Origin of the sequence: Pseudomonas paraeruginosa PA7, from assembly GCF_000017205.1 — a bacterium.
Taxonomy (GTDB): domain Bacteria; phylum Pseudomonadota; class Gammaproteobacteria; order Pseudomonadales; family Pseudomonadaceae; genus Pseudomonas; species Pseudomonas paraeruginosa.
Window position 1 is genome coordinate 3,303,480 of record NC_009656.1, and the last position, 17,441, is coordinate 3,320,920.

Genomic DNA, 17,441 nt, shown 5'->3' on the forward strand with positions numbered 1-17,441 from the left:
TATAAGGACTTGCGCCGGAGCGGTCCCTGCCCGTTTCCACAGGAAGGCCCGGGCCTGCCCATGCTATCGTGCGCCGGCCGTCGCTGCGGGTCTCCGCCCCTGGCTCGCGCGATGAATTTCACTTGCGGGACGGCTGTTGCGGCCCGCTCCCTTCCCTGGAAGAACGGCAAGCATGGCAAGTAAACGGATCGGACAGGCCTACTGCGTACAACTGGAGCGGGTGATCTCCATCGCCAGCGCGCGCCGCGAATACTTCTCCCAGGCGGAGCCGCGCAAGCGCTTCGATTTCCTCTGTTCCAGCGAGGGCTGCCGGGCGCAGGGGATCAAGGTGTCGGCGAGCAACTACGACAAGCTGCCGCAGGACACCCGCAAGGCCGCGCACTTCAGCAAGTTCCCGCACTCCACCCACCTGCCGGATTGCGAATGGTTCGTCGAGGAGGACGAGGACGCTCTCCGTCCGGGCGAATCCGCCGAGGAAGCCGGCCAGCGGCGCATCCGCGACAAGCTGGACGCCTACGTCGAGGAATTCGATCCGGGCATTGCCGAGGAGGCCGCGCCGCCGCAAGCGGACCCGGACGCCCAGGAACAGCCGCCCGCCTCCGCCGGCCCGCGCGCCGCCGCTCCCGCCGCGCCTCGGCAGAGGACGCAACGACCGCGGCGCACCCGCGATTTCGAACTGCTCGTCGACACCTTCCGCCAGGCCCGCGCCGAGCTGCCGGCGGAAGAATTCAAGCAGTTGGACATCCGCATCAGCGGCCTCGGCCGGATACCGCTGCGCGCCTATTTCCAGCACATCGGCTATGCCACCCCGGGCAGCGCCGGCAAGGTGTTCTACGGCGGTGCCGACCTGGTCCGGCGCTACGGTTCACCGAACCGGCCGCAAGGCTTCCGCTTCAGGTTCCGCGACCGCATCGACGGCAAGCCGGTTTTCCTCTACGTTGCCCCGGAAACCTTGCAGGCCTATCCGTATCGGCGCTACCTCGAAGACATCCTCGGCTGCGCCAAAACGGTGCGCTACTTCACCCTCCATGCCCTCGGCCGGCTCGTCGAAGCGCCGAGCGGCAAGAGCTACAGCCTGGAGCCGGACGCCCTGCGCCACCTGGCGATCATTCCCGGTCCGGCGAAGGACGACGCCCCTCAGAGTTCATCGTAGAGTCGGTCGCTGACCAGCATGTGTCCCGGCGCGTGACTGATGTACAGCTCCGGCTGGGCTTCGGCGAGCACCGCCTGGGGCGTGACCCCGCAGGCCCAGAACAGCGGGATCTCGTCCGCCGCGAGCGGCACCGGGTCGCCGTAGTCGGGTCGTGCCAGGTCGCGGATGCCGATCAGCGTTGGATCGCCCAGGTGCAGCGGTGCGCCATGGGTCAGCGGGAAACGACTGGTGACCTGGATCGCACGGATCGCATCGGCGGCCTTCATCGGGCGCATCGATACCACCGTGGGCCCGGCCAGGCGACCGCTCGGCCGGGTGGCGATGGAGCTGCGATACATCGCCACGTTGCGTCCCAGTTCGAGATGGCGCAGGCCGATGCCGGCGTCGCGCAACGCCTGTTCGAAGGAGAACGAGCAACCAATGGCGAAGGCGACGAAATCCGCCTCCCAGAACGCGCCGATGTCGTTCACCTCGACGGGCTCCTGGCCACGCCGGTGCACGCGGTAGCGTGGCAGGTCGCTGCGCACGTCGATATCCGCGCCGAGCCTGGCGAAATGCGGCGAGCCGGGTTCGCTGACGTCGAGCAGCGGGCAGGCCCGGGGGTTCAGGGCGCAGAAGCGGAGGAACTCGTCGGCCCAGGATTTCTGCAGGATCACCAGGTTGGCCTGGAGGTGGCGCTGGCCGAGGCCGCTGGTATGGCCGGCATAGTCGCCGCGGCGGATCAACTGGCGCAGGGTCGGCGGCGGCAATTGGGCGAGTTCGTCGAAGGTCGGGGCAGGCATGGCGGCTCCGTTCGCTGGCGGATGTTGTTGTTGCGGGGTTTGTAGAGGCGGACGGCGGCCAGCGTCCAACAAGATTTTTCCGCCGGGGGCTATCGGAAAATCCGAATCAGCGCGAACGCAGCCGTCCCACCCCTTTCTTCAACGGCGCCAGGACCAGGCACTCCGGGCCGACATTGACCGCGTAGTCGGCCAGCACCGTCTTGCTCAGTTCCACCACTTCGTCGACCAGCTCCAGGCCGGTGCCTCCGCGCCAGGACACCACCACCGGCAGGTTCGGCGGCGGCGGGCCGAGGCGCAGCAGGGTCAGCTCGCCGCGCTCCAGTTCCTGGCTGACCAGTGCCGGCGGCAAGGCGCCGACGCCGAAGCCATCGCGCAGCAGGCGGGTCATCGCCGCCACCGAGTTCACGCAGTTCAGGCGCGGCGCGGCGACACCGTTGGCGTGCAGCAGGCCGAGCACGTCCTGGTGCGGCCGCGAGTGCTTGGAGAAGGTCACCACCCGTTCCCGCGCCAGGTCCGCCAGCGAGGCGTAGTCGCGGTGATAGATCGAACCGGTGGAGACGATCCAGCGCAGCGGGTAGCTGCCCAGTTCCAGGTTGAGCACCGACTCGTGGCGCAGCGAATCGGTCTGGAAGATCAGGTCCAGGTAACCCTTCTGCAACTGTTCGGAGAGGTTGCGCGCGGTGTCTGCCATCAGCTCGATCTCCACCGCCGGGAAGGCCTCCGTGACCTTCGCCACCAGCGGGCTCAGCCAGGTATGGATGACCGTGTCCATGGCGCCGATGCGGATCCGTCCCTGGGTGCTGGCGCCGGTGTCGAGCGACTGCTTCAGCGCGTGCATGGTGTCCATCATCCGCTCGGCGTAGGCCAGTACCTTGTCGCCCTCCGGGGTCAGGGTCACGCCGCGCGAATCGCGGACGAACAGCTTGACGCCGAGTTCGTCCTCCAGCACGGCGATCCGGCTGGAAATGGAGGCCTGGGTGCTGAACAGCTTCTCCGCGGTGAGGCGGAAGCTCTTCAGGCGCGCGACCCAGACGAAAGTCTCGAGGAATTTCAGGTTCATGTGGCGGGCACCGACGGGCAAGGGGCACAAGGTGGCGGGAGCGAGCAGTTTGCATGCCAGCGCCGCCTTCCAGCGGCACATGATCGACGCATGGCGGCCTGCTCCGCCATCGAAATTTCTTATCCCCGGCGGCCGCATAAATTAGTTGGACGCCCCCTGGCCAGCCTCGAAGAATGCCACCACCCGGGTGCGACGGCGCCCACCGAATCTTCATAACACCAATAACGACGATCGGTGCCCCCATGGAAAAACACATGACCCTCGACGCCGGCCCGGAAACTTCCCGGGACGGTCACTTCGGCTGGTATCGCGCCCTCGACAAGCAGGAACGGCGGGCCTTCTGGAGCTGCAAGATCGGCTACGGCCTGGACGGCATGGACACCCAGATGCTCAGCTTCGTGATTCCCACGCTGATCGCCCTGTGGGGCATCAGCACCGGCGAAGCCGGCTTCATCCACACCATGACCCTGCTCGCCTCCGCCGCCGGCGGCTGGATCGCCGGGATCCTCTCCGATCGCATCGGCCGCGTACTGACCCTGCAACTGACGGTGCTCTGGTTCGCCTTCTTCACCTTCCTCTGCGGCCTCGCGCAGAACTACGAGCAATTGCTGGTGGCTCGGACCCTGATGGGCTTCGGCTTCGGTGGCGAATGGACCGCTGGCGCGGTACTCATCGGCGAAGTGATCAAGGCCCGCGACCGCGGCAAGGCGGTCGGCCTGGTGCAGTCCGGCTGGGCCATCGGCTGGGGTCTCACCGCCATCCTCTACTCGCTGATGTTCAGCCTGCTGCCGCCGGAGGAGGCCTGGCGCGCGCTGTTCATGCTCGGCCTGCTGCCGGCGCTGTTCGTCCTGGTGGTACGCCGGCTGGTCAAGGAACCGGCGATCTACCGCGAAGCCCGGCAGCGCAACCAGGGCGCCGACAAGGTCAGCTTCTACGAGATCTTCGCCCCCGGCATGCTCAGCATCACCCTGCGCGCCTCGCTGCTGACCACCGGCGCCCTCGGCGGCTACTACGCCATCACCGCCTGGCTGCCGACCTTCCTCAAGACCGAGCGCGGGCTGACCGTGCTCGGCACCAGCGGCTACCTGGCGATGGTGATCCTCGGCTCCTACGTCGGCTACGTGGTCAGCGCCTTCCTCACCGACCTGATCGGGCGCAAGAAGAACTTCGTCCTGTTCGCCGTCGGCTCCTTCACCGTGGTGCTGCTCTACACCCAGCTGCCGGTGAGCAACGGCGCCATGCTCTGGCTCGGCTTCCCGCTCGGTTTCTTCGCCTCGGGCATCTTCAGCGGCATGGGTTCGTTCCTCACCGAGCTGTTCCCGACACGCATCCGCGGCTCCGGCCAGGGCTTCTGCTACAACGCCGGGCGCGCCATCGCCGCGCTGTTCCCGATGCTGATCGGCATGATCGGCCAGAAGGTCTCGCTGGGCCTGGGGATCGGCGCCTTCGCCGCGGTCTCCTACGGCGTGGTGATCCTCGCCGCCCTCAGCCTGCCGGAGACCCGCGGCAAGCAACTCGAACTCTGAACCGCCGCCGACCGAGGAACCCGTCATGCATCCCAATCCCCGCCTGGCTGCCGCGCTGCTCGCCGGCAGCGGGCTGGGCTGGCCGCTCTTCGCCCAGGCCGACCTGGTCGAGGACAGCCATGCCAGCCTCGAACTGCGCAATTTCTACTTCAACCGCGACTTCCGCCAGAGCGGCGCGCGCAACAATGCCGACGAGTGGGCGCAGGGCTTCCTCCTGCGCCTGGAATCCGGCTTCAGCGAAGGCCGCGTCGGCTTCGGCGTCGACGCCATCGGCCTGCTCGGCCTCAAGCTCGATTCCGGCGGCGGCAGCGGCGGTACCGGGCTTCTGCCGGCCGACGGCTCGGCTGGCGGCTCCCAGGACGACTACGCCAAGCTCGACCTGACCGCCAAGGCGCGGGTCTCCAACAGCCTGCTCAAGGTCGGCGCGCTGCACTTCAAGAGCCCGCTGGTCTCGGCCAACGACACCCGCCTGCTGCCGGAACTGTTCCGTGGCGCGCTGCTCGACGTGCAGGAGATCGACGGCCTGACCCTGCGCGGCGCGCACCTGGACCGCAACAAGCTGAACAGTTCCAGCGACTACCAGGCCCTCAGCGCCAACCGCATCGGCGGGCGCAGCGATGCCTTCGACTTCGCCGGCGGCGACTATCGCCTGACCCCGGCGCTGACCGCCAGCCTGCACCACGGCCGGCTCAAGGACATCTACCGGCAAACCTTCGCCGGCCTGGTGCATACCCTCGACCTCGGCGGACAACGCTCGCTGAAAAGCGACCTGCGCTTCGCCCGGGCCAGCGAGGACGGCGACTTCCGCGAACTGGACAACCGCGCCTTCGGCGCCCTCTTCAGCCTGCGCCTGGGCGCCCACGTGGTGGCCGCCGGCTACCAGCGGATCAGCGGCGACGACCCCTATCCCTACATCGCCGGCAGCGATCCGTACCTGGTCAACTTCATCCAGATCGGCGACTTCGGCAATGTCGACGAACGCTCCTGGCAACTGCGCTACGACTACGACTTCGGCGCGCTCGGCCTGCCCGGCCTGAGCTTCATGAGCCGCTACGTCTCCGGCGACAACGTCGCCCGTGGCGCGGCCAACGATGGCAAGGAGTGGGAACGCAACACCGACATCGGCTACGTGGTACAGAGCGGGCCGCTGAAGAACCTCGGGGTGAAATGGCGCAACGCCACGGTGCGTTCGAATTTCGCCAATGACCTCGACGAAAACCGCCTGATCCTCAGCTACAGCCTGGCGCTGTGGTGAGGTCCGGCGAGCAATGACCTGAAGGAACCTGCATGAACAGCCTGTTGTTGAACTGCGATATCGGCGAGAGCTTCGGCGCCTGGCGCATGGGCCTGGACGCCGAGGTGATGCCACTGATCGATTGCGCCAACATCGCCTGCGGCTTCCACGCCGGCGATCCCGGCACCATGCGCCGCACCGTGGCCCTGGCGGTGGAGCATGGCGTGCGCATCGGCGCGCACCCCGGCTACCCCGACCTGGTCGGCTTCGGCCGGCGCTCGCTGGCCTGCTCGGCGCAGGAAGTGGAAGACCTGCTGCTCTACCAGATCGGCGCCCTCGACGGACTCTGCCGCGCCCAGGGCGCGCAGGTACGCTACGTCAAGCCGCATGGCGCGCTGTATCAGGACATGATGCGCGACCCGGCGATCCTCGCCGCCGTGCTGCGCGCGCTGGCGGCCTACGACCGTAGCCTGCCGCTGATGCTCATGAGCACCCGCGACAACGCCGCGGTGCGGGCGCTGGGCGCGGCCCACGGCATCGAGCTGTGGTTCGAGGCGTTCGCCGACCGCGCCTACGACGGCGCCGGCTACCTGGTCGCGCGCAGCCAGCCCGGCGCGGTGCACCACGACGCCGAGACGGTGGTCGCCCAGGCCCTGCTGCTGGCCCGCGGCGCGCCGCTGCGCGCCAGCGACGGCAGCGCCCTGGCGCTGGAGGCGCGGACCCTCTGCGTGCACGGCGACAATCCCGCCTCGCTGGCCGCGGTGCGGCGCATCCGCGAAGCCCTGGAGGCGGCATGAGCCAACCGCAACCGCGCATCGAGGTGGCCGCCATCGACAGCTTCGTGCTGCGCCTGTTCGAGCGCATCGACGAAGCCAACATGCCCTGGCTGCTGGCGGCGGAGGAAAACCTGCGGGCGGCGTTCGGCGCCGCCCTGCTCGACCTGGTGCCGTCCTACACCACCCTGCTCCTGCAATACGATCTGCTCCAGCTCGACCCTGGCGAGGCCCGCGCGCGGATCGCCGCGGCGCTGTCCGACTTGCGCCCGAAACGCCAGGACGGCGGCCGTCTGCACATCCTGCCGACCTGGTACGACCCGCGGGTCGGCCCCGACCTGGAACCCCTGGCGCGGCGCAAGCAGCTCGGCGTCGCCGAGCTGATCCGCCGCCACAGCCAGCGCGAGTATCGGGTCTTCGCCCTCGGTTTCAGCCCCGGCTTCGCCTTCATGGGGCTGGTCGAGGAAGCCCTGGCGGCACCCCGCCTGGCGACTCCCCGGCAACGCATCGCCGCCGGCAGCGTCGGCATCGCCGAGCGCCAGACGGCGGTCTATCCGCAGGCCTCGCCAGGCGGTTGGAACCTGCTCGGGCGCTGCCCGGTGCGCCTGTTCGACCTCACCCTGGACGGCTACAGCCTGCTGCGCGCCGGCGACCGGGTGCGTTTCGAACCCATCGGACACGCCGAATTCGTCCGTCTCGGCGGCGACGACACGCCCCTGGAGGTCCAGGCATGAACGACTCCATCCACGGCGGCCTGCGGGTGTGCCAGAGCACCCCGCTGGTCCAGTTGCAGGATCGCGGCCGCTTCGGCTGCCGCCATCTCGGCGTGACCCAGGGCGGCGCCCTCGACTGGCTGTCCATGGGCTGGGCCAACTGGCTGCTGGGCAATCCCCTGGACGCCGCGGTGATCGAGATCGCCCTCGGCGGCTTCGTCGCCGAATGCCGCGCCGATGGCTGGCTGGCCCTGGCCGGCGGCGATCTCGGCGCGACCCTCGATGGCCAGCCGCTGCCGGCCTGGGGCGCGTTCGCCGTGCGCGACGGTCAGCGCCTGGCCTTCGCCCACCCACGCCAGGGCGCCCGCGCCTACCTGGCGGCGCCCGGCGGCTTCGCCGGCGCGCGCCAGCTGGGCAGCCTGTCCACGGTGGTCCGCGAGGGCCTGGGCGGCCCCCGCGCCGACGGCAAGGCCCTGGGCGAAGGCGACAGCCTCGGCTGGCTGGCCGATGGCGCGCGGCCACGCGCGCTGCCGATGCCCAGCGAACGGATCCTGGACTGCGCTGGCGACGCGCGCCTGGAGCTGATCCTCGGCGCGCAGATCGGCGCCTTCCCGGCCATGAGCCTGTTCGATGCGTTCAACGGCGACTGGCAGGTGGACACCCGTGCCGACCGCATGGGCGTGCGCCTGCTCGGCCCGCGCCTGGAATGCCGGCAGCAGTCGATGATCTCCGAAGGCATCGCCCTGGGCGCGGTGCAAGTGCCGCCGGACGGCCAGCCGATCGTCCTGCTCAACGACCGCCAGACCATCGGCGGCTATCCCCGTCTCGGCGCCCTCGCCCCGCTGGCGCTGGCGCGCCTGGCGCAATGCCTGCCGGGCCAGCGGGTGCGGCTGCTGCCGACGGTGCAGGAGGCGGCGCATCGCGAGCATCGGCGCCTGCTGGCGGCCTGGGACGCGTAGGCGGTTTTTTTGAACGGCCCCGCGGGAGCGGCGTCCACCGCACACATCGTCCCGCCCGGAGGTCGCCATGCTTCGCCGCCTGTCCCTGATCGCCGCCCTGCTGCTCCCCCTGGCCGTCCAGGCCGAACCGGAGGATACCCGCACCCTGCTCGCCGCCAGCCTGGCCGACAGCCAGGCCCAGGTGGCGGCCGCCGAGCAGGCCATGCGCCGTTCCGACAACAAGGCCGTGCAGCTCTACGCCAAGCGCGTGCTCACCGAACAGCAGGAGTTCGACCACCAGTTGCGCGCCCTGGCCGGGGAAAAGGCCTTGGCGCTGCCCTCGCCGCGCCAGACCGAACGCCAGGCCGCCGCTCCCGGCGGCTTCGACGAGCGCGGTTTCCTCGACGCGCAGATTCGCCAGCAGGACCGCCTGGTCGGGCGCTTCGAAGGCCTCGCCCGGGATGCCACCGACCCCGAGCTGCGCCGCTTCGCCGATGAATGGCTGGCGCGCTTCTACCACCACCGCGAACTGGCCGACCAGTTGCGCAGCGGCCGCACCGACTGAGCGGCACGACCGCCTTGCTCAGTGCCGGGCGAGAACCTGCCGGGCGCTCTGGCGGATCACGCCCCAGCGCTTGGGATCGTCCTGCAGCATGGCGCCAAGCAGGTGCTTGGCCTGCTCGAAACTGATGTGCGGCGGCAGCGGCGGCACGTTCGGGTCGGTGAGCACCTCCAGCAGCACCGGGCGGTCGGCGGCGAAGGCCTCGGCCCAGGCGGCGTCGATGTCCTCCGGGCGATCCACGCGGATACCCTTGAAGCCGAGCATGTCGGCATAGCGCGCGTAGGGGAAGTCGATCACTTCCTGCGCCGGGCTGAACTCCGGATCGCCGGCCAGCGCGCGCTGTTCCCAGGTCACCTGGTTGAGGTCGCCGTTGTTCAGCACCAGTACGATGAAAGTCGGCGAGGCCCAGCGTTGCCAGTACTGCTGCACGGTGACCAGTTCGGCGTTGCCGTTCATCTGCATCGCCCCGTCGCCGACCATCGCCACCACCGGCCGCTGCGGATAGGCGAGCTTGGCGGCGATGGCGTAGGGCACGCCGCTGCCCATGGTCGCCAGCTTGCCCGACAGCGAGCCGAGCATGCCCGGACGCATGCGCACGTCGCGGGCGTACCAGTTGGTGTGCGAGCCGCTGTCGCCGCAGAGGATCGCATCGTCCGGCAACTGCTCCGACAAGCTACGGAACACCCGTTGCGGGTTGATCGGATCGGCCGGTTCCTCGGCCTGGCGCTGGGCCTCCTCGCGGCTGGCCGCCACCGCTCGCTCGACCCGTCGGCGCCAGGCGCCGTGCTTCTTCTGCTCGAGCAGCGGCAGCAGGCGCTCCAGGGTTTCCCCGGCATCGCCGAGCAAGGCCTGCTCGATCGGATAGCGGATGCCGATGTTGCGCGGATACAGGTCGATCTGCACCGCCCGCGCCTGACCGGCCTTGGGTAGGAACTCGCTGTAGGGGAAGGTGCTGCCGACGATCAGCAGGGTGTCGCAATGCTCCATCAGCATGCTGCTGGCGCGGGTGCCGAGCAGACCGATGGAGCCGGTCACGTAAGGCAGGTCGTCGGAAACCGCCGCCTTGCCCAGGAGCGCCTTGGCCACCCCGGCGGCCAGGCGCTCGGCGACCGCTTCCAGCTGCCGGTGCGCGCCCAGCGCACCGGCGCCGGCGAGGATCGCCACGCGCCGGCCGCGATTGAGGATCGCCGCGGCGGCTTGCAGGTCCGCATCGCGCGCGTAGGGTCGCGGCTGGACGAAACCCACCGCGGACATCACGTGGCCATGCTCGTGGGGCTGGCTTTCCGGGGCCGCCATCTGTTGCACGTCGTTGGGCACGATCACCGTCGCCACCTGCCGCTCGCCGACCGCCACGCGCAGCGCGCGGTCCAGCACATGCAGCAGTTGCGCCGGGCTGACCACGGTCTCGACGTAGGCGGAAACGTCCTTGAACAGGCTCTGCAGGTCGACTTCCTGCTGGTAGTCGCTGCCCAGCGCGGTCGCCGCCTGCTGGCCGACGATGGCCAGTACCGGCTGGTGGTCCATGCGCGCGTCGTAGAGCCCGTTGAGCAGGTGGATGGCGCCCGGCCCCGAGGTGGCCAGGCAGACCCCGACCTCGCCGGTGAACTTGGCGTGGGCACCGGCCATGAAGGCCGCCATCTCCTCGTGCCGCACGCGGATGTAGTCGAACGCTTCGGCGCGCCGGCCCATGGCACCCATGATCCCGTTGATGCCATCGCCGGGGTAGCCGAAGACGCGCTTCACCCCCCACTGGCTCAAGCGTTCGAGCAGTTGATCGGCAACCGTGCTGGACATTCTCGCCTCCTGGTCCTGTCTGGGTCGTACCTGTGAGGACTGGCCAGGCCGGCGAGGGTTCAAGGCAATCGAGCGACGGTGCCGGCGGCGAAATCGACTGAACTGTCGGCATGCCCCGCCGGACCAACGAGCAGGGCCCGCATGGGCGCAACCGGCCAGGAGGTGCCGCCATGAGCCGTGCCATCAACGATCCCGGCAACGAAGACCCTGGTTCGCTGCTGGAAACCGACGCCGACGCCCTGCTCGGCGATGCCGCCGCTCGCGCGCCGCAAGAGCGCTGCCGGCGCGCCGCCCAGTCCTGCATCCACGCCTGCGAGCGCTACCTGGCGCTATGCGCCGAGGCCTCCGCGGAAAAACGCCAGCACGCCGGCGACTGCGCCGACCTCTGCCGTCTCGGTGCCCTGCTGCTGGAACGCCGCAGCCCATGGGCGCCGGCCGCCTGCGAGCTGGCGGCGCGCTATGCCCTGGCATGCGCGGAGCGCTGCGATGGCGGCGAGCCGCTGGAGCGCGAATGCGCCGGCGGCTGCCGACGCTTCGTCGAGGCCTGTCGGCCGTTGTTGCCAACCTGAGCGACCAACCCAAGGCCGCCGCTGCGTTTGCTGCGCGCGCGGCCGCTCCGCATGTCGACGGTTGGCGGCGCGCTCAGCCCTTCAGGTTCACCAGGTCGAGCAGGTCGGCGCCGGCCTTGATCTCCTGGAGAACGATTTCCGAGCGAATGTCGGTGACCCCGGCGGCGCGGTTCAGCTTGTTCACGATGAAGTCCGAATAGTGCTTGAGGTTGCGCGCGCGGACCCGCAGCACGTAGTTGGTGGCGCCGGTCACCACATAGGCGGTGACCACCTCCGGCCAGTCCTGGACGCGCGCGATGAATGCCTCGTGCCAGCCTTCCACGTCCTGCCGCAGCGAGACATGGACGATGGCCTCCAGTTCCACGCCCAGGCGCTCGGCGTCCAGCTCCACCGAGTAGCCGCGGATGATTCCCTCGCTTTCCAGCAGGCGCAGCCGGCGCAGGCAGGCCGAGGGCGAGAGGGAGACTTTCTCGGCCAGGTCCTGGTTGCTCATCCGCCCGTCCTGCTGTAGGTGGCGGAGAATGCGGAGATCGATGGCATCGAGGGGCATGCGTCGCAGTTCCTATCAGAATGAATAGCTATCTTCGAATTTTGTGCGAACAGATTGCCATGCGACCTTGCATTTCGCACGAAAATTCTCCGAAATCTCGTTCATTATCATTCGCTGGATTTCCGGAGAAAAACAATGACTTCGCTCCGCTACTGGGACATCAGTCCCGCCCTGGACCCGAGCACGCCGACCTGGCCCGGCGACACCCCTTTCCAGCAGGAATGGGCGGCGCGGCTGGACGAGCACTGTCCGGTCAACGTCGGCCGGGTCACCCTCTCGCCGCATACCGGCGCCCACGTCGATGCTCCCCTGCACTACCGCGCCGACGGCCTGGCCATCGGCCAGGTGCCGCTGGATGTCTACATGGGGCCGTGCCGGGTGCTCCACTGCATCGGCGCCACTCCCCTGGTGACCCCCGAACACCTCGCCGGCCAGCTCGACGACCTGCCGCCACGGGTGCTGCTGCGGACCTTCGAACGGGTCCCGGCGAACTGGCCGGAAGGCTTCTGCGCAATCGCTCCGACCACCGTCGAATGCCTCGCCGAGCGCGGCGTCAGGCTGATCGGCATCGACACCCCGTCGCTCGATCCGCAGCATTCCAAGACCCTCGATGCCCACCACGCGGTGGGCCGCCACGGCATGGCGATCCTCGAAGGCGTGGTCCTCGACGAAGTACCCGCCGGCGACTACGAACTGCTCGCCCTGCCGCTGAAATTCACCCACCTCGATGCCAGCCCGGTGCGTGCCGTGCTGCGTTCCCTGCCTACCGCGGAGTAACCGATGACCACTCGTGACGACTGCCTGGCGCTCGACGCCCGCGATCCCCTTGCCGAACTGCGCCAGCTCTTCGCCCTGCCCGACGGCGTGATCTACCTCGACGGCAACTCCCTCGGCGCCCGTCCCCGGGCGGCCGTGGAACGCGCCGCCGAAGTGGTCGCCGCGGAATGGGGCGACGGCCTCATCCGCAGCTGGAACAGCGCCGACTGGCGCGGCCTGCCGGAGCGCCTGGGCGACAAGCTGGCGCCGCTGATCGGCGCGCGCGCCGGCGAAGTGGTGATCACCGACACCACTTCGATCAACCTGTTCAAGGTGCTCAGCGCCGCCTTGCGGATCCAGGAGGAAGAGGCGCCGCAGCGCAAGGTGATCGTTTCCGAATCGAGCAACTTCCCTACCGACCTGTACATCGCCGAGGGCCTCACCGACATGCTCCAGCGCGGCTACCGGCTGCGCCTGGTGGACAGCCCGGAACAGTTGCCGGCGGCGATCGACGCGGATACCGCGGTGGTGATGCTCAGCCATGTCAACTACAAGACCGGCTACCTGCACGACATGCGCGAGGTCACCCGCCTGGTCCACGAAAACGGCGCCCTGGCGATCTGGGACCTGGCCCACTCGGCCGGCGCGCTGCCGCTGGACCTGCACGCGGCCGACGCCGACTACGCCATCGGCTGCACTTACAAGTACCTCAACGGCGGCCCCGGCTCGCCGGCCTACGTATGGGTCGCGCCGCGCCTGCGCGAGCGCGTCTGGCAACCGCTGTCCGGCTGGTTCGGCCATTCCCGCCAGTTCGCCATGGAGCCGCGCTACCAGCCCGGCGAAGGCATCACCCGGTTCCTCTGCGGCACCCAGCCGATCACCTCGCTGGCCCTGGTCGAATGCGGCCTGGATATCTTCGCCCGGACCGACATGCAGCGCCTGCGCGACAAGTCGCTGGCCCTCGCCGATCTGTTCATCGAGCTGGTGGAAAGCCGCTGCGCACGCTTCGGCCTGACCCTGGCGACTCCGCGCGAGCACGCCCGGCGCGGCAGCCATGTCAGCTTCGAGCATGCCCAGGGCTACGCCATCGTCCAGGCCCTGATCGACCGCGGGGTGATCGGCGACTACCGCGAGCCGGGCATCCTGCGCTTCGGCTTCACCCCGCTGTACACCCGCTTCGTCGAGGTCTGGGACGCAGTGCAGGCGCTGCTGGAAATCCTCGAGAGCGAAGCCTGGAAAGAGCCGCGCTACCAGGTCCGGCACAAGGTGACCTGAGTCCCCCCGCGCGGGCCGCGCCGGTATTCCCGCGGCGGCCCGCGAGCGCCGTCCGCTCGCGCGCCAGGAGCCCGCGACCGGAGCGCACGCACATCGCCACCGACGTTCCCTCGGCAATTCATAAGAACCCCAATAAGATTCCAGAGGACATCCAGATGAACGACCCCCAGGGCTTCGAGGCCATCTCGCGCCGCGAACAGGGCCTGCAACGGCGGCTCTCGGCCGCGCAGATGAGCATGATCGCCATCGGCGGCGCCATCGGTACCGGCCTGTTCATGGGCAGCGCCTTCGCCATCGGTTTCGCCGGCCCCAGCGTCCTGCTCAGCTACGCCATCGGCGCGCTGATCACCCTGCTGCTGATGGGCTGCCTGGCGGAAATGACCGTGGCCCACGCTACCCCCGGCTCGTTCGGCGCCTTCGCCGAGCACTACGTCGGCCCGCTGGCCGGGTTCCTGGTGCGCTACGCCTACTGGGCGGCCATCGTCCTGGCGGTGGGCACCGAGGTCACGGCGGTGGCCATGTACATGAAGTACTGGTTCGCCGGTGTCCCGGAATGGGTCTGGATCCTCTCCTTCTCGAGCCTGCTGATCGGCCTCAACGCCAGCAGCGTGAAGGCCTTCGGCAACTTCGAATACTGCTTCTCGACACTCAAGATCGCCGCCATCGTCGCCTTCATCCTGCTCGGCGCTTACCTGGTATTCGGCTCCGCCAACCCGGCCTACGGCATGCACAACTACAGCGCCCATGGGGGCTTCTTCCCGCATGGCCTGAAGGGCATGTGGATCGCCGTGGTGGTGTCGATCTTCAGCTACCTCAGCGTGGAGATGATCGCGGTCGCCGCCGCCGAGGCCGAACATCCGGAACAGGCGGTGAAGTCGGCGTTCCGCTCGACCATCGTGCGCCTGGTGGTGTTCTACCTGCTGACCCTGGCACTGATGCTGGCGATAGTCCCGTGGAACCAGGCCGGACAGAGCCAGAGCCCGTTCGTCACGGTGATGCGGGCGATCGGCCTGCCCGGCGCCACCGGGGTGATGAATTTCGTGGTGCTGGTCGCCGCGCTGTCGGCGATGAACAGCCAGCTGTACATCACCACCCGCATGATGTTCAGCCTGTCGCGCGCCGGGCATGCACCGAAGGGCCTCGGCGAACTGAGCCGCAAGGGCGTGCCGCTGAACGCCCTGCTGTTGTCGAGCGTCGGCATCGCCCTGGCGACCCTGCTCAACCTGGTCTACCCGGAGCAGTCGTTCACCCTGATGATGGCGGTGTCGATGTTCGGCGCGCTCTTCACCTGGCTGATGATCTTCTTCACCCACCTCTGCTTCCGTCGCCACCGCGCCCGCCACGGCGGTGCGCCGCTGGCTTTCCGCATGCGCCTGGCGCCCTGGTCGACGCTGCTTGGCCTGCTACTGATGGCGGCGATCCTGGCCACCACCTTCTTCACCGAGGCGTTCCGCATGACCCTGGTCTTCGGCGTGCCGTTCCTCGCGCTGCTCACCGCCTTCTACCTGGCGTTCGTCCGCAGGCCCGGCAGGGATTCCCCGGTAGAGCGGGCAACGCCATAGGCGCTCTCCGCCCTGCGAACCTGGCGCGCACGGCGAAGCCCGACCGACGCGCCCTTTCCGGACCGGGCGGTTCCGTTCCCCATACCTTTTTCGTCGCACAAAAAGCATTACCCGCCCATCGTCGCGACTCCTTAGCGTAATGCCCAACCGGACGTTCCGGCCCATGGCGCACGCCATGGCCGGCGCACTCCCGTCAGGGACGACATGGCGGTACGCCCAGCCATCGAGCGCACTGCATCGCTCAGCCCTGTGGGGACGCAGACGTCGTCAGCCATGAGGGGAACACGATGCATCCGACCTTTTCGCGGGTCCTGCTGGCCGCCGCGCTGGCCACCGCCGGCAGCCCTGCCGTCGCCACCGAAATCCAGCTGGAACAAGGCTGGAACGCCGAACAGAGGGCGTCCTGGTACGACGCCTCGCTCGGTTCGCGGCTGCTGCCGCTGGCCTGGGCCCAGGCGCTGGAGCGTCCGGACAGCGAGGAACGCCTGTTCTCCGAAGACAACGCCCGGCGCCTCGGTTTTCCCCTGCGCAACTGGCAGGGCGGCGAACTGCGCCTGCCGCGCGGCTTCGCCCTCGACCAGCAGGACGACAGCCGGTTCTCCGACACCCGCCTGCGCTGGAAGGCCCGCCAGTCGTCCAGCGAACCCTGGGTCGGGCTGAATTGCGCCGGCTGCCACTCCACCGACATCAGCTACCGCGGCAGCGAACTGACCATCGACGCCGGCGCCACCCTGGCCAACGTCCAGGCGATCTTCGACGAAGTGCTCGCCGCGCTGCGCCGCACCAGCGACGACGGCGACAAGTTCGCGCGCTTCGCCGGCCACGTCCTCGGCAGAGAGGACAGCCCGGGCAACCGCGACCTGCTGAAGGCCGCCCTGGCCAAGCGCGCGGCGCTGATCGACACCCTGCTGAGCATGTCCGCGACCGACCTGCAACCCGGCCCAGGGCGCCTCGACGCCACCGGCCAGTCGCTCAACCGCGCGGCGATCAACTCCGGCGCCCGCCACCTGCAGCCGAATCCGACCGACGCGCCGACCAGCTTCCCGGCGCTGTGGCACACGCTGCAGATGGACAAGCTGCAATCCAGCGGATTCGTGCCCAACGTCAAGGTGCTCGACCTCAACGGCCAGGTCTTCGACCTTGGCTACCTGGCCGGCGACATCGGCGTGGTCCAGGGCGACTACGGCGATGTGGTCAGCCATCCACTGTCCGGCCTGGAGGGCTACATATCGAGCATCCGCGTGGACAACCTGACCCGTGTCGAGGGCCTGATCCACAAGCTCAAGGCGCCGGCCTGGCCAAGCCAGCTGTTCGGCGCCCCGGACAGCGCCCGGCTGGCCCAGGGCAAGCGGCTCTACGCGGAGAACTGCGCGGCCTGCCATGCGAATATCGGTCGCGACGACCTGCAAACCCCGATCAAGGTCCGCCAGGTACGCCTGAAGGCCCATGGCGACGACGCGCCGATCGGCACCGATCCGTGGATGGCCTGCAACACCTTCACCTTCAGCAGCCCCAGCGGCAACTACTTCGGCCTGTTCCGCCCGTCCCTCGGCACCCCCAGCGGCGTCGGCATCGTCGGGCGGACCTCGAAGATCGCCGACATGCAGGTCCCCGAGGTGTTCCAGATCATGCTCGGCAAGAAAGGCCAGCTGGCCGATGGCATCGCCGAGATCATCCACGCCATCGTCACCGGGCAGCAGACCCTGCCCGGCTCCGACAGCCTGCAAGCGGTGCCCGCCGGACAATTGCTGCTGGCCGGCGCCGGCCCTGCCGACAGCCAGGCGCAGAGCCTCGCCGCCGGCGAGGTCCCCACCGACAAGAGTGCGCGCAAGGACTACTGCCTGAACACCGAGCATCCATTCCTCGGCTACATCGCCCGCCCGCTGAACGGCATCTGGGCCACCGCACCCTACCTGCACAACGGTTCGGTGCCGTCGCTGTACGACCTGCTGCTGCCCCAGGAGCAGCGGCCGGCCACCTTCTACAGCGGCAGCCACGAGTTCGATCCGAGCCGGGTCGGCTACGTCACCGCGCCCGGCCCGGACAACGCCTTCCTCTTCGACACCCACCTGGAAGGCAACTCCAACGCCGGCCACGACTTCGCCCGCGAGTACGACGAAAGCCAGCGCCTGGCGCTGCTCGAATACCTCAAGACCCTGTGAGTCGGCCCCGCCCACATGCCCAATAGAGAGAA

At 68.9% G+C, this 17,441-nt stretch carries 16 protein-coding genes; 12 read left to right on the top strand and 4 right to left on the bottom strand.

The genetic code is table 11. The features are described from left to right. Positions 1-172 precede the first annotated feature (172 nt). Positions 173-1,153 (top strand): hypothetical protein, encoded by a 981-nt coding sequence (locus PSPA7_RS15190; protein WP_012075952.1) that lies wholly within the window; start codon positions 173-175, stop codon positions 1,151-1,153. Here PSPA7_RS15190 and PSPA7_RS15195 read toward each other — a convergent pair. Together PSPA7_RS15195 and PSPA7_RS15200 are read right to left on the bottom strand one after the other, a co-directional pair. Further along, positions 1,138-1,935 (bottom strand): putative hydro-lyase, encoded by a 798-nt coding sequence (locus tag PSPA7_RS15195; protein ID WP_012075953.1) that lies wholly within the window; start codon positions 1,933-1,935, stop codon positions 1,138-1,140. The genes PSPA7_RS15190 and PSPA7_RS15195 overlap by 16 nt on opposite strands. A 106-nt stretch (positions 1,936-2,041) precedes the next feature. After that, positions 2,042-2,995 carry a LysR family transcriptional regulator gene (locus PSPA7_RS15200; protein ID WP_034000173.1) on the bottom strand — a complete coding sequence of 318 codons (954 nt, stop codon included), beginning with the start codon at positions 2,993-2,995 and terminating at the stop codon, positions 2,042-2,044. 254 nt (positions 2,996-3,249) lie between these two features. Here PSPA7_RS15200 and PSPA7_RS15205 point away from each other — a divergent pair, with 254 nt between their 5' ends. The 6 genes from PSPA7_RS15205 (at position 3,250) to PSPA7_RS15230 (ending at position 8,744) form a co-directional block, all read left to right on the top strand. Next, on the top strand, positions 3,250-4,521 hold the full coding sequence (locus PSPA7_RS15205) for an MFS transporter (RefSeq protein WP_012075956.1): 1,272 nt from the start codon (positions 3,250-3,252) through the stop codon (positions 4,519-4,521). A 25-nt stretch (positions 4,522-4,546) separates the two neighbouring features. Continuing rightward, positions 4,547-5,776, top strand: a complete 1,230-nt coding sequence (locus tag PSPA7_RS15210) for an OprD family porin (RefSeq protein ID WP_012075957.1) — start codon at positions 4,547-4,549, stop codon at positions 5,774-5,776. Between the two features lie 32 nt (positions 5,777-5,808). Next, on the top strand, positions 5,809-6,552 hold the full coding sequence (locus tag PSPA7_RS15215; protein WP_012075958.1) for a 5-oxoprolinase subunit PxpA: 744 nt from the start codon (positions 5,809-5,811) through the stop codon (positions 6,550-6,552). Beyond that, on the top strand, positions 6,549-7,262 hold the full coding sequence (locus PSPA7_RS15220) for a 5-oxoprolinase subunit B family protein (protein ID WP_003102104.1): 714 nt from the start codon (positions 6,549-6,551) through the stop codon (positions 7,260-7,262). The genes PSPA7_RS15215 and PSPA7_RS15220 overlap by 4 nt, the downstream gene beginning before the upstream one ends. Then, entirely contained in the window at positions 7,259-8,200 is a 942-nt protein-coding gene (locus PSPA7_RS15225; protein WP_012075959.1) for a 5-oxoprolinase subunit C family protein, read from the top strand. The genes PSPA7_RS15220 and PSPA7_RS15225 overlap by 4 nt, the downstream gene beginning before the upstream one ends. Before the next feature lie 67 nt (positions 8,201-8,267). After that, the gene (locus PSPA7_RS15230) at positions 8,268-8,744 is read left to right on the top strand and encodes a DUF4142 domain-containing protein (protein WP_012075960.1); all 477 of its coding nucleotides are present in this window, start codon (positions 8,268-8,270) and stop codon (positions 8,742-8,744) included. A gap of 18 nt (positions 8,745-8,762) precedes the next feature. On the opposite strand, the gene PSPA7_RS15235 is transcribed toward PSPA7_RS15230, so the two are convergent. Then, a complete protein-coding gene (locus PSPA7_RS15235) occupies positions 8,763-10,535 on the bottom strand; it encodes a thiamine pyrophosphate-requiring protein (protein ID WP_012075961.1) in 1,773 nt (590 codons plus the stop codon). Between the two features lie 170 nt (positions 10,536-10,705). On the opposite strand from PSPA7_RS15235, the gene PSPA7_RS15240 reads away from it, so the two are divergent. After that, on the top strand, positions 10,706-11,104 hold the full coding sequence (locus tag PSPA7_RS15240; protein WP_012075962.1) for a four-helix bundle copper-binding protein: 399 nt from the start codon (positions 10,706-10,708) through the stop codon (positions 11,102-11,104). 73 nt (positions 11,105-11,177) lie between these two features. Here the strand turns inward: PSPA7_RS15240 and kynR are convergent, their stop codons facing one another. Next, positions 11,178-11,654, bottom strand: coding sequence for a kynurenine pathway transcriptional regulator KynR (gene kynR / locus PSPA7_RS15245; protein ID WP_012075963.1), 477 nt, complete (start codon positions 11,652-11,654; stop codon positions 11,178-11,180). 135 nt (positions 11,655-11,789) lie between these two features. Here kynR and kynB point away from each other — a divergent pair, with 135 nt between their 5' ends. The 4 genes from kynB (at position 11,790) to PSPA7_RS15265 (ending at position 17,409) form a co-directional block, all read left to right on the top strand. Beyond that, positions 11,790-12,431: an arylformamidase gene (gene kynB / locus PSPA7_RS15250; protein ID WP_012075964.1), complete on the top strand. Its 642-nt coding sequence runs from the start codon at positions 11,790-11,792 to the stop codon at positions 12,429-12,431. Between the two features lie 3 nt (positions 12,432-12,434). After that, positions 12,435-13,685, top strand: a complete 1,251-nt coding sequence (gene kynU, locus PSPA7_RS15255) for a kynureninase (protein ID WP_012075965.1) — start codon at positions 12,435-12,437, stop codon at positions 13,683-13,685. Between the two features lie 155 nt (positions 13,686-13,840). After that, the gene (locus PSPA7_RS15260; protein ID WP_012075967.1) at positions 13,841-15,247 is read left to right on the top strand and encodes an amino acid permease; all 1,407 of its coding nucleotides are present in this window, start codon (positions 13,841-13,843) and stop codon (positions 15,245-15,247) included. A 287-nt stretch (positions 15,248-15,534) separates the two neighbouring features. Continuing rightward, positions 15,535-17,409 (top strand): (7S,10S)-hydroperoxide diol synthase, encoded by a 1,875-nt coding sequence (locus PSPA7_RS15265; RefSeq protein WP_012075969.1) that lies wholly within the window; start codon positions 15,535-15,537, stop codon positions 17,407-17,409. Positions 17,410-17,441: the final 32 nt, after the last annotated feature.